The organism is Nocardia gamkensis NBRC 108242 (genome assembly GCF_001612985.1).
Lineage (GTDB): Bacteria > Actinomycetota > Actinomycetes > Mycobacteriales > Mycobacteriaceae > Nocardia > Nocardia gamkensis.
Window position 1 is genome coordinate 43,511 of sequence record NZ_BDBM01000054.1, and the last position, 11,950, is coordinate 55,460.

Below are 11,950 nucleotides of genomic sequence, written 5' to 3' on the forward strand. Positions count from 1 at the left end.
CTTCAGCCGGGCACGTACCCCAGCCTTTTGTCGACCACGTTGTCCAGCGGACGTCCGGCGATCCAGTTGTCGAAGTTCTCGGTGAATGCGTCGACGATCTCGGTGCGCCATCCGATGAAATCACCGGAGTTGTGCGGGGTGATCCGGACGTTCGGCAGTTCCCACAGGGGGTGATCGGCGGGGAGCGGCTCGGGGTCCACCACATCGAGCGCCGCCGCGGCGATCGATCCGGTGCGCAGCGCGGCAACGAGATCGTCGGTCACAACGAGTTCCCCACGGCCGACGTTGACAAACCTGGCGTGCGGTTTCATCGCGGTGAAGGCGGCGGCGTCGAACATGTTCCTGGTCTGCTCGGTGAGCGGGGCGATCGCGACGACGTAATCGGCACCGGCCAGTTCGGCATGCAGATCGGTGGCGACCTCGCCGAAATCCGGATCCGCAGCGCGCTCGCGCCTGCCCACCGCGCGCACGGTCATCCCGACCGCGCGCAGCAACCGGGCGATATGGCGTCCGATCGAGCCGGTGCCGACGATCAGCGCCGTCGCCCCCGCGACTCGTTCGGATTCCCGATGCCGCCACTCGTGCCGCTGTTGCAGCAGCAGCGAGCCGGACAGGTCCTTGGCGAAACCGAGGATCTGGCCGAGCACGTATTCGGCGATCGCTGCGTCGAAGACGCCTCGGGTGTTGGTCACCACCACGTCACTCGCCCGCAATTCGGGAAACATCGCCGGGTCGACGCCGGTCGAGCCCATGTGCACCCATCGCAAGCGGTCGGCGGCATGCCAGGCGCCGGGCAGCGCCCGCGTACGGAAGTCGTAGACGAACAAGACCTCCGCTCCGCGCAGGGCGTCCGCCAATCCGGGCGCCTCGGTGTACCTGATGGTGGCGCGGCCTGCTACTCGGTCCATTCGCTCGGCGTCGGGCACACTGTCACTGTGCAGGACGACGACAATCGGGCCCTGTTCCACATTGACACACTAAGATCACATCGTATGATTGTCAACAATCCGATCGTGTTCGGAGGTCGTCCCGGCTGAGCGCGAGAGGGGCCGTAGTGGATCTGAGCTTTCCCGACCTCGAGGGGCCTGTGGCCCAACGAGGCATCGGGATCATCGCACCGTTCGATCTCGCACTCGAACGAGAGCTCTGGCGCTGGGCGCCACTGGATGTGAGTCTGCATCTGGCGCGCACCCCCTACGAGCCGGTCCCGGTCTCGCTGGAGATGGCCGAATTGGTGTCCGACGCGGCGCATCTCACCGCGGCCACGCACAACGTGCTGCACGTGGAACCCGAAGTCGTGGCGTACCTGTGCACGTCGGGCAGTTTCATCAAAGGCCTCGCCTACGAGAAATCGCTACGCGACACCATCTGCCGGGCCGGGGCGCAGGACGCGGTCACCACCTCGGGCGCGTTGCTCGAAGCGATCCGCCATCTGGACCTCACCCGGATCTCGGTGCTCACCCCCTACGACGAGATCCTGACCCACCGGCTGCACGAATTCCTCGCCGAGGCCGGGTGTTCGGTGGTGCGCTCCGACCACCTCGGGCTCGGCGGCGGCATCTGGAAGGTCAGCTACCGCACGATCGCCGAACGCATCGTCGGCGCCGACGATCCCGAGGCCCAGGCCGTCTTCGTCAGCTGTACCAACCTGCCGACCTACGACGTGATAGAGCCGCTGGAGAAGGCACTCGGCAAACCGGTGCTCACCGCCAACCAGCTCACCATGTGGGCCTGTCTCGGCCGGATGAAGCTGCCGATGATGGGTCCCGGCAAGTGGCTGCTCAACGTTTTCTGAAGGAAGAACATCGCATGGACGCACCCACCGTCGGTTTCATCTACCCAGACCACGCCGCCGAGGACGACTACCCGCTCGCGGCGGCGGCGATCGGCGCGCACCTTCCGGTGGCCCACATCTACGGCACCGATCTGCACGCCGTACCCGAACTGCTCGAGCTGGGCAGCCCCGAGAAACTGCGCCTCGGCGCCTCCTTGCTCGCCCCGCACCGCCCGGACGCGATCGTGTGGGCCTGCACCTCAGGCAGTTTCGTCTACGGGCCCGAGGGCGCCCGCGACCAGGTGCGCGCGCTGGCCGAAGTCGCGGGCGTGCCCGCGACCAGCACCAGCATCGCGTTCGCCGACGCCGTGCACGCGCTCGGACTGCGCACCGTCGCCATCGCCGCCAGCTATCCCGACGAAGTCGCCCGGCTGTTCGTGGAATTCCTCGCCGACGCGGGAATCGACGTCGTCTCGATGTCCAGCGCGGGCATCGACACCGCCGCCGAGGTCGGCACCCTCACCCCGGCCCAGGTGCTGCGGCTGGCGGCGGACAACGACCACCCGGATGCGCAGGCGCTGCTCATCCCCGACACCGCGATGCACACCATGGCGGTGCTGCCGGACCTGGAGGCTACGCTGGGCAAACCGGTGCTCACAGCCAATCAGGTCACCATCTGGGCGGGTCTGCGGCTGGCCGGCGCCGAGCCGGTCGTTCCCGGCCTCGGCACGTTGTTCGCGGAAAGGCAGATCGATGTCCGTCGTTGATTTCGAGCCGGTGAATCGGCAGTCGACCGCGGAGATGATCGCCGATCGGCTCCGCGAGGCGATCATGCGCGGCAGTCTCGCGCCCGGCTCGCAGCTCGGCGAAGCCGACCTGGCCGCGCAATTCGCGGTCTCCCGCGGGCCGGTGCGCGAGGCGATGCAGCGTCTGGTGTCCGAGGGCCTGCTGCACAGCATCCGCCACCGCGGCATCTTCGTCATCGAACTGAGCCTCGACGACGTCGTCGACATCTACCGCGCCAGGACGGCGCTGGAGGGCGGCGCGCTGGATCTGATCCTGCACAGCCGCCGCGCGATCGCCTACGAGGCGCTCGGGGCCAGCGTCGAGGAGATGGTCACCTGCGCCGAACGCGGTGACGCCGTGGGGGTGTCCGAGGCCGACCAGGCCTTCCACGAGGCGCTGGTGGAGAGCGCCGCCAGTCCCCGGCTGGTACGCGCGGCCCGCACCCTGCTGATCGAGACGCGAATGTGCCTGGGCGCCTTGCAGACCACCTACCCGGACCTGCGGGAACAGGCCCGGGAACACGTCGACCTGCGCGAGGCGATCGGCACCGCCGACCCCGCGCGCGCCCGGGCCCTGCTCGTGGAGCACATGGACGACGCCGTGCAGCGCCTGCGCCACCAGATCGGCGGCTAGACCCGGCATCACGTCCGCCACCTTCGCCGCCGTTACCCGCCCACGGCCGCCGCAGGCGACCAGCCCACACTGTACGGATTCTCCTGAGCGACAGGGCTTACCGGAACCGCGCCGGGATCTGTCGATACGACACCGGCATGGATCAAAGGTTGGCCGGACGGACGACCATCACCGAGGACGCGCGATTACCGGACTCCCGCAGCAGGGCGATGGCGCGGCCTGCCGGGTCGATGGCGGCATAGACGCCGGAAAGCCCGGCCGGGGCGAGCCAGCGGCCGTTGCGCAGGTCGTCGGCTTGCGTATCGTCGATGTCCCGGTGCGGGAAGGCGGTCCGGACCGCGGCGTCCATGTCGAGGCTCAGCGGCGGCGCGCCTGATTCCGCGGCGGCGGCCAGCTCGTCCAGGGTGCGGGCGTGCTCGAGGGTGAACGGCCCGACCCTGGTTCGGCGCAACGCGGTCAGGTGGCCGCCGACGCCCAGCGCTGCGCCGAGATCGCGGGCCAGTGCCCGCACATAGGTGCCCGAGGAGCATTCGACCACCACGTCCAGGTCGGCGAAATCGCCGAGATCGCGCCGGGCGAGCACGTCGAACCGCGACACCGTGACGGGGCGGGCGGCCAGCTGCACGTCTTCGCCCGCGCGGTGGCGGGCGTAGGCGCGCTCACCGTTCACCTTGATCGCGCTCACCGTGGCAGGCACCTGGTCGATGTTCCCGGTGAGTTCGGCTGTGCACGCGGCGATGTCGTCGTCGGTGAGGTGAACGGACGAGGTGGTCGTGAGCACCTCGCCCTCGGCGTCGTCGGTGCTGGTCGACTGCCCGAGCCGGATGGTCGCGGTGTACGCCTTGGTCGTGAGGGTGAGCAGGCCGAGCAGTTTGGTCGCGCGCTCCACACCGAGCACGAGCACACCGGTCGCCATCGGGTCGAGGGTTCCTGCGTGGCCGATCTTCTTGGTGCGCAGCAGCTTCCGGCATTTCGCGACGACGTCGTGGCTGGTCCAGCCGCCGGCCTTGTCGATGACGAGCAGCCCACCGAGTCCGTCCATCAGACGTGCGCGATCGCGGTCAGGATGTACCCGTCGGTGATCAGCCAACGGCCGTCGAACGAGTGCAGCGGCGGCCCACCGTCGGTGGTCTGCCCCGGCACCAGCAATTCGGTCCGGAAACTGCCGCGCCCGGAATCGGCGGAGCTGTCCTCGATCTCGAAGGTGATGTGCGCGTCCTCGAAGCCCAGCCAGCGCACCGTCAGGGGGAACCACGCCTTGTAGGTGGCTTCTTTGGCGCAGAACAGCAACCGGTCCAAATGCAGCTCAGAATCGGTGGTCTTCAGCCATTCCCGCTCCTGGGGCAGACTGACCGAGTCCAGCACACCGTCCGGCAACGTGGCGTGCGGCTCGGCGTCGATGCCGATGGAACGGAACCGCAGCTTGTGGCCCAGCGCGGCGGCCTGGTAGCCGTCACAGTGGGTCAGGCTGCCGACGATCCCGCGCGGAAAGACCGGAGCGCCGCGCTCGCCTTTGCCGATGGCGACCGGCGGCTCGCCGAGCTGCGTAAGCGCCAGCCGGGCGCAGTGCCGCGCGCCGATGAAGTCACGGCGCCGCTTTTCCACCGACTTGGCGATCAGATGCTCCTCCGCTGGATGCGGCCGCAGATCCTCCGGGTACGCCAGCAGCTCGGCCGAGGCCACCCCCGTGGGCAGAATGTTCTCGATCATCATCGACGAGCGTAGTCGAGCCCCACCGGACGGGATCGCAGCGCCATGTGCCGCGCGACTATGCCAGTCCGCGCCGCTGCTGCGCTTTGCTGCGCATCTCCGCGGCGGCGGCTTCCATCTCGGGAGTCACCTGGAAGTGCCCGCCCCACTTGTTCAACGTGCCCGGCGGGTACTGCGGGGTCGGCAGGATCTGGCGCAGCAACCGCTCGGGCAGGCCACGGCGCTGCCATTCGCGCGGGTAGCCCAGCGAGACCTCCTCGAACCGGACGCCGTCGTAGTGCGAGGTGCGCGGGATGTGCAGGTGGCCGTAGACCGAGCACACCACGTTGTAGCGGGTGTGCCAGTCCGCGGTCAGCTCGGTGCCGCACCACAGCGCGAACTCGGGGTAGAACAGCACATCGGTCGGCTGCCGGACCAGGGGGAAGTGGTTGATCAGGACGACCGGGGTATCGGGGGCGAGCGCGTCGAGCTTGCGCTTGGTCACCTGCACCCGGGCGTGGCACCACGCGTCCCTGGTCAGATACGGCTCCGGCGAGAGCAGGAATTCGTCGGTCGCCACCACGTTGCGCTCGCGGGCGATCGCCAGACCCTCCGCCTTGGTGGTGGCTCCCTCCGGCAGGAACGAGTAGTCGTACAGCAGGAACATCGGCGCCAGCGTGACCGCGCCGCCGTGCTCCTCGGCGCCCGCGCCCCGCCATACCGGAAAGGGGTCCTCCGGCGTGAGGACGTCGAGGTCACGGCACATCGACACCAAGTAGTCGTAGCGTGCCACCCCGGACATCTGCACCGGATCCTTGGCCGTCGTCCACAGCTCGTGATTGCCCGGCACCCAGATCACCTTGGCGAAGCGGCGGCGCAGCAGCTCCAGCGCCCACCGGATGTCCTCGGTCTTCTCCCCCACGTCGCCGGCCACGATGAGCCAGTCCTCCGGCGAGTCCGCCTTGATCTGCTCGACGACCGGCCGATTCCCCTGGTGCCCGACATGAATGTCGCTCACCGCCATCAACTTGGGTATCACCACACCTACCTTGGCACATCCGTCCGGATTCGCGCGCACCGACCGAGCCGGGTGTCGGTCACCTCGGCATCTCGGCGCCGACCGAGGCCCACCGGCCCGACAGCGCCCGCCACGCGACGGCGATCAGCCGCAACAGCATGAACGCCCCGAGACCGGACCAGATTCCGGCGACGCCCCAGTCGAAGGCCAGCGACATCCAGATGGCGGGCAGGAAACCGAGCATTGCCGCACCGAGCGTGGTGGTACGCAGATACGCCGCGTCGCCGGCGCCGAGCAGCACGCCGTCGAGGGCGAAGACGATGCCCGCCACCGGAATGAGCGCGACGAAGAACCACCACACCACATGGGCGCGCTCGAGCACTTCGGCGTCTTCGGTGAACAGCGCCGGAATCGCCACCGCTCCCGCCGCGAAGCAGGCGGCGAGCCCGAGGCTGAAGATCTCCGACCAGCGGGTCACGCGCCGCGCGATCCCGCGGGCGCCGGTGGCGTCACCCGCGCCGAGAGCGGCACCGGTGAGCGTCTGCGCGGCGATGGCCAGCGCGTCCAGGGCCAGCGCCAGGAAGTTCCACAGTTGCAGCACCAACTGGTGGGCCGCCACCGACGCGGCGCCGAAACGCGCGGCGACCGCCGCCGCCGAGACGAAGCACGCCTGGAAGGCGAAGCTGCGGGCGATGAGGTCGCGCCCGAGCACGAGTTGGGCCCGCATGACCGACCGATGTGGGGCGAGCGGAACTCGTTCGCGGATCAGCGCGTCGAGGAACAGGACGGCGGTGACGATCTGCCCCGCCACGTTCGCCACGGCCGAGCCGGGCAGGCCCAGGTGCGGTGCGCCGAACAGACCGTGCACCAGCGCGGGGCAGAGCACGCCCGACACCGCGAGTCCGGCGACCACGAAGACCAACGGCCTGCGCGTCTCCTGGACGCCACGCATCCACCCGTTCCCGGCCATGGACAGCAGGATCAGCGGCACGCCGAACAGGGCGATCCGCACCCAGCCCAGGGCTTCTTCCGCGATCTCCCCACCACCCGCGATGGCGCTGGTCACCGGTACGGCGAAAGCCTGGACCAGCACGAGGATCGCGACGCCGACGGCGACCGCGATCCAGCTGGCCTGCACACCCTCGGCGACGGCTCCCCGGTGGTCGCCCGCGCCGTGGCGACGCGCCGAGCGCGCGGTGGTGCCGTAGGACAGGAAGGTCAGCTGCGAACTCGTCTGCGCCAGAATCAGCCCGCCGACGGCCAGACCGGCCAGCGCGAGCGCCCCGAGCCTGCCGACCACGGCCAGATCGAACAGCAGGTAGATCGGTTCGGCCACCAGCACACCGAGGGTAGGCAACGCGATGCCGAGAATGCGCTTCGGTCCGGCAGCGGCGGCACGGTCCACACGCGCAGGCTCCGCCCCATCCACGAGCGAAGCCGGGTCACCGATCTCCGCGTCGCTGCATCCCTGCGCGTTCACGAACACCTCCCCGGGACCACCATCGTTCCGCTCACGCTCCACCTCGGCAGGTGCCACTGACAACCACGGCAGCGTGCGGCAGGCATCATCCGACCCCCGCTTCCGGACGAGCGGGGCGACGCCCCGACGACGTCACGGCCACCGCGCGGGCGCCCCGGCACGGCGCCACTACCGACGGCCACGCCTCATCCGAGGGCGGCCAGCAGCGCACCGACCAGATCGCCGGGCGTGCCGTACGCGGTGTATCCGGCGGCGAAACGGTGGCCGCCGCCGCCCAGCGCTGTCGCCACCTCCGCGACGTCCACCCCGTCGCCCGCGAACGATCCGCTGTCGCGCGAGCGCAGCGACACCGTCCACCGGTCCGGCACGACGCGGGATTGCTTGAATACCGCGGCGATTCCGGCTTCGGCGGTCGTGCGCACGATGTCGATCACGCTCTCGACTTCCTCCGACCGCACGTCGTCGATGTCGTCGCGACGCACGAACGCGTATACCAGCCCCACACCGCCGCGGACCTCCGGAACGAGTTGCGCCGTGCCCAGCACCCGCGACAACATGGGCAGCCACCCGAACGGGTGGGTGTCCATCAAAGTGCGAGCGATGTCCGCGCCGTCGATTCCGGTGGCCAGCAGCCGTTCCGCGAGTTCGTGGGTACCCGGCCGCACCCACCGGAACGAGCCGGTGTCGGTGACCAGACCGGCATAGAGGCAATGCGCGACATCCGCGTCGATCGGCACGCCCCACGCGTCGAGCACCCGCGCGACGAGGCTCGTGGTGGACTCGGCGCCGGGATCGACCACGTTGATCGCGCCGAAGGAGGTGTTCGAGCGATGGTGATCGATCACCATTGTCGTTGCGGCGCCGGGCAATCGGTCGGCGAGCGCGCCCAACCGGGTCGCGCTGCCGCAGTCGACGGCGATCAGCAGGTCCACCTCCGCACGCACCTCGGCGGGCGCCACCAGGTGCCGCACGCCGGGCAGCGACCGCATCGACACGGGTAACTCCGCCGGTTCGGCGAAGGACACCTGTACCGGGATCCCGCGCCGGTGCAGCACCAGCGCCAGCGCGAGACCACTTCCCACGGTGTCCGCATCGGGCTGCACATGGCAGACGATGGTCACCGAGCGCGCGGCGTCCAACGCCGCCACGGCCACATCCAGATCGGCCGTTTCCCGCATCGTCGTCATCGACTACCGCATGTCACTCGTCGGTGTCGCGTTCGACCTTGTAGGGGTCGGCGTCACCCGCGGGCCTGGCCGTGGCGGCCACCTTGGCGACCTCGTCGTCCGCGGCCCGCGCCCTGGCGAGCAGTTCCTCCATCTGCCGTGCCGCGTCGGGCACGGTGTCCAGTACGAATGCCAGCGTCGGGGTGAATTTGACCCCCGTTCCCGCGCCCACTTTGGAGCGCAGGACGCCCTTGGCCTTCTCCAGGCCGATCGCCGCACCTTCGTAATCGGGCTCGGCGTCGAGGGTTTCGCCCATCACGGTGTAGTACACCGTCGCCTCCCGGAGATCGCCGGTGACCTTGGCGTCGGTGATGGTCACGAAACGCAGCCGCGGGTCCTTCACCTCGTATTCGATCGCGGTCGCGACGATCGAGGAGATCCGCTTGGCGAGTCGGCGTGCCCTGGCTTGGTCCACCATGGCCGTTTCCTCCTCACTCTCAACTCTGTTCGATGGCGGTCGGAGCGCGGACCGGTGTCGCCACCGGAGCTCCGTCCTCCGCGCCGTCGCTGCGCCGGTCAGTCTTCGGGCCCGAAGATCCGGCGGCGCACCGCCAGCAACTGTAACTCCGGACGGGACGCGACGTGCCGTTCACATTTGTCCAGCACCTCGGTCAGGTGATCCATGCCTGCGCTGACCATGGCCACGCCCAGTAGCGAGCGACGGTATAGATCGTGTTCCCCACCTTCGGCGGCACTCACACCGAAACGCTGCAATTCGGCCAGAATCGGCCGGATCACCGAGCGCTTCTGTTTCAGTGAATGCACATCGCCGAGCAGCAGGTCGAACTCCAGTGCACCCAGGTACACCCACACCCTCCACTGTCAGGAAGACCGGCCGGACGCCGCGCACGTCGCGCGGCGTCCGGATTTCGTCTCGGTCTATCAGTCGCGCGGCTTCTCGCGCAGCTCGTAGGCCTCGATGATGTCGCCTTCCTTGATATCGGAGTAGGTGACCGTCATACCGCATTCGAAGCCCTCGCGGACCTCGGTGACGTCGTCCTTCTCCCGGCGCAGCGACGAGATCGTCGTCGTCTCGGCGATCACCACGTTGTCGCGGAGCAAGCGCGCCTTGGCGTTGCGCTTGACCGAACCCGACGTGACCATGCAACCGGCGATGTTGCCGATCTTCGATGAACGGAAGATCGCCCTGATCTCGGCCCGGCCCAGCTCGACCTCTTCGTAGATCGGCTTGAGCATGCCCTTGAGGGCCTTCTCGATCTCGTCGATGGCCTGGTAGATCACCGAGTAGTACCGGATGTCGACACCCTCGCGGTTGGCCAGCTCGGTGGCCTTGCCCTCGGCGCGGACATTGAATCCGATGATGATCGCGTTCGATGCCGAAGCCAGGTTGACGTTGGTCTCGGTGACGCCACCGACGCCGCGGTCGATCACCCGCAGACGCACCTCGTCGCCCACCTGGATCTGGAGCAGCGCCTCCTCGAGGGCCTCGACCGTACCCGAGTTGTCGCCCTTGAGGATCAGGTTCAGCTCGCTGGTCTCCTTCAGCGCGGCATCCAGATCTTCCAGGCTGATCCGCTTGCGGCTGCGTGCGGCCAGCGCGTTGCGCTTGCGCGCATTGCGCCGGTCGGCGATCTGCCGGGCGATCCGGTCCTCGTCGACCACGAGCAGGTTGTCACCGGCGCCGGGCACCGACGTGAAGCCGACCACCTGGACGGGCCGCGACGGCAGTGCCGCCTCGACGTCGTCGCCGTGCTCGTCGACCATTCGGCGCACGCGGCCGTAGGCGTCTCCCGCCACGATCGAGTCGCCGACCCGCAGGGTGCCGCGCTGGATCAGCACGGTCGCCACCGGGCCCCGACCGCGGTCGAGGTGCGCCTCGATGGCCACACCCTGCGCGTCCATGTCCGGGTTGGCCCGCAGGTCCAGCGCCGCGTCCGCGGTCAGCAGGACCGCCTCGAGCAGCGCATCGATGTTGATGTTCTGCCTGGCGGAGATGTCGACGAACATGGTCTCGCCGCCGTATTCCTCGGCGACCAGGCCGTACTCGGTGAGCTGCTGACGAACCTTCTGCGGGTTCGCGCCTTCCTTGTCGATCTTGTTGACCGCCACCACGATCGGCACGTCGGCCGCCTGCGCGTGGTTGATCGCCTCCACCGTCTGCGGCATGACGCCGTCGTCGGCGGCGACCACCAGGATCGCGATGTCGGTGGCCTTCGCACCGCGGGCACGCATGGCGGTGAACGCCTCGTGACCGGGGGTGTCGATGAAGGTGATGAGCCGGTCCTCGTCGCCCAGATGGGTGAGCACCTGGTAGGCGCCGATGTGCTGGGTGATGCCACCGGCCTCGCCCTCGCGGACGTTCGCCTTGCGGATGGTGTCCAGCAGTCGGGTCTTACCGTGGTCGACGTGACCCATGACGGTCACCACCGGCGGACGCTGTTCGAGGTCTTCCTCGCCGCCCTCGTCCTCGCCGTAGGTGAGGTCGAACGACTCCAGCAGCTCACGGTCCTCGTCCTCGGGGCTGACCACGTGGACGACGTAGTTCATCTCGCTGCCGAGCAGCTCGAGGGTCTCGTCGTTCACCGACTGGGTCGCGGTGACCATCTCACCGAGGTTGAACAGGGCCTGGACCAGCGCGGCCGGGTTCGCGTCGATCTTCTCCGCGAAGTCCGACAGCGACGCGCCGCGGGCGAGCCGGATGATCTCGCCGTTGCCGCGCGGCAGCCGCACGCCGCCGACGGCGGGCGCCTGCATCGAGTCGTACTCTTGCCGCTTCTGCCGCTTCGACTTGCGGCCACGACGGGGAGCGCCACCGGGACGGCCGAACGCGCCTGCCGCGCCACCGCGGCCACCGGGACCACCCGGACGACCGCCGCCACCACCGCCACCGGGACGACCGCGGAAACCACCGGCCGCGCCGCCACCGGCACCGGGCGCACCGGCACCCGCACCGGGGGCGCCGCCGCCACCACCGCGGTAGCCACCGCCGCCGCCCCCGCCGGGACGACCCGCACCGGCGCCACCGGGGCGCCCGGGACGACCGGCGCCGGGGCCTCCGGCGCCACCCGGACGCGCCGCACGCGACGGCATCGCACCGGGATTCGGGCGGGGCGGCATCGAGCCGGGACTCGGCCGCGGGCCACCGGGACGCGGACCACCCTGACCGGGGGCCGGACGGGGACCGCCCTGAGCCGGACCCGGACGCGGGCCACCCTGAGCCGGACCCGGACGGGGACCGCCCTGAGCCGGACCCGGACGCGGGCCACCCTGAGCCGGACCCGGACGCGGACCACCCTGACCGGGGGCCGGACGCGGCGCGGGACGCTCGGGAGCCGACGAATAGGGGTTGTTACCGACGCGCGGGGTCTTCGGCCCCGGACGCG

At 69.6% G+C, this 11,950-nt stretch carries 12 protein-coding genes; 3 read left to right on the plus strand and 9 right to left on the minus strand.

The features are described from left to right. Positions 1 to 2: 2 nt before the first annotated feature. Positions 3 to 968 (minus strand): D-2-hydroxyacid dehydrogenase, encoded by a 966-nt coding sequence (locus tag NG1_RS29685; protein WP_062976315.1) that lies wholly within the window; start codon positions 966 to 968, stop codon positions 3 to 5. An 86-nt stretch (positions 969 to 1,054) separates the two neighbouring features. On the opposite strand from NG1_RS29685, the gene NG1_RS29690 reads away from it, so the two are divergent. Genes NG1_RS29690 through NG1_RS29700 form a run of 3 tightly spaced genes read left to right on the plus strand, consistent with a single transcriptional unit; the run spans position 1,055 to position 3,193 of the window. Further along, positions 1,055 to 1,795 (plus strand): maleate cis-trans isomerase family protein, encoded by a 741-nt coding sequence (locus NG1_RS29690; RefSeq protein ID WP_040868092.1) that lies wholly within the window; start codon positions 1,055 to 1,057, stop codon positions 1,793 to 1,795. 14 nt (positions 1,796 to 1,809) lie between these two features. Continuing rightward, positions 1,810 to 2,541 carry a maleate cis-trans isomerase family protein gene (locus NG1_RS29695; protein WP_062976317.1) on the plus strand — a complete coding sequence of 244 codons (732 nt, stop codon included), beginning with the start codon at positions 1,810 to 1,812 and terminating at the stop codon, positions 2,539 to 2,541. Further along, positions 2,528 to 3,193: a GntR family transcriptional regulator gene (locus NG1_RS29700; RefSeq protein ID WP_062976319.1), complete on the plus strand. Its 666-nt coding sequence runs from the start codon at positions 2,528 to 2,530 to the stop codon at positions 3,191 to 3,193. The genes NG1_RS29695 and NG1_RS29700 overlap by 14 nt, the downstream gene beginning before the upstream one ends. 142 nt (positions 3,194 to 3,335) lie before the next feature. Here the strand turns inward: NG1_RS29700 and truB are convergent, their stop codons facing one another. The 8 genes from truB to infB all read right to left on the minus strand — a co-directional run. After that, the gene (gene truB, locus NG1_RS29705; RefSeq protein ID WP_062976322.1) at positions 3,336 to 4,235 is read right to left on the minus strand and encodes a tRNA pseudouridine(55) synthase TruB; all 900 of its coding nucleotides are present in this window, start codon (positions 4,233 to 4,235) and stop codon (positions 3,336 to 3,338) included. Beyond that, positions 4,235 to 4,903, minus strand: a complete 669-nt coding sequence (npt, locus tag NG1_RS29710) for a 4'-phosphopantetheinyl transferase Npt (protein ID WP_062976323.1) — start codon at positions 4,901 to 4,903, stop codon at positions 4,235 to 4,237. Before npt ends, truB begins: the two co-directional genes overlap by 1 nt. A gap of 58 nt (positions 4,904 to 4,961) precedes the next feature. Beyond that, entirely contained in the window at positions 4,962 to 5,921 is a 960-nt protein-coding gene (locus NG1_RS29715; RefSeq protein WP_157114307.1) for a metallophosphoesterase family protein, read from the minus strand. Between the two features lie 58 nt (positions 5,922 to 5,979). Next, complete coding sequence (locus NG1_RS29720) at positions 5,980 to 7,305, minus strand: MATE family efflux transporter (protein ID WP_157114308.1); 1,326 nt, start codon at positions 7,303 to 7,305, stop codon at positions 5,980 to 5,982. Positions 7,306 to 7,565: 260 nt separating this feature from the next. After that, positions 7,566 to 8,567, minus strand: coding sequence for a DHH family phosphoesterase (locus tag NG1_RS29725; RefSeq protein ID WP_062976325.1), 1,002 nt, complete (start codon positions 8,565 to 8,567; stop codon positions 7,566 to 7,568). Positions 8,568 to 8,580: 13 nt separating this feature from the next. After that, positions 8,581 to 9,024: a 30S ribosome-binding factor RbfA gene (gene rbfA, locus NG1_RS29730; RefSeq protein WP_040868103.1), complete on the minus strand. Its 444-nt coding sequence runs from the start codon at positions 9,022 to 9,024 to the stop codon at positions 8,581 to 8,583. A 98-nt stretch (positions 9,025 to 9,122) separates the two neighbouring features. Continuing rightward, entirely contained in the window at positions 9,123 to 9,413 is a 291-nt protein-coding gene (locus tag NG1_RS29735; protein WP_040868135.1) for a DUF503 domain-containing protein, read from the minus strand. Positions 9,414 to 9,488: 75 nt separating this feature from the next. Beyond that, positions 9,489 to 11,950 (minus strand): translation initiation factor IF-2 (gene infB, locus NG1_RS29740; RefSeq protein ID WP_084499297.1); only part of this gene is annotated, 2,462 nt, incomplete at its 5' end.

What these genes read in the sequence shown, in the direction of transcription:
- NG1_RS29700 (WP_062976319.1), top strand. Translation starts at nt 2,528, where the DNA reads ATGTCCGTCGTTGATTTCGAGCCGGTGAATCGGCAGTCGACCGCGGAG.
- npt (WP_062976323.1), bottom strand. Translation starts at nt 4,903, where the DNA reads ATGATCGAGAACATTCTGCCCACGGGGGTGGCCTCGGCCGAGCTGCTG.
- NG1_RS29725 (WP_062976325.1), bottom strand. Translation starts at nt 8,567, where the DNA reads ATGACGACGATGCGGGAAACGGCCGATCTGGATGTGGCCGTGGCGGCG.
- rbfA (WP_040868103.1), bottom strand. Translation starts at nt 9,024, where the DNA reads ATGGTGGACCAAGCCAGGGCACGCCGACTCGCCAAGCGGATCTCCTCG.
- truB (WP_062976322.1), bottom strand. Translation starts at nt 4,235, where the DNA reads ATGGACGGACTCGGTGGGCTGCTCGTCATCGACAAGGCCGGCGGCTGG.
- NG1_RS29695 (WP_062976317.1), top strand. Translation starts at nt 1,810, where the DNA reads ATGGACGCACCCACCGTCGGTTTCATCTACCCAGACCACGCCGCCGAG.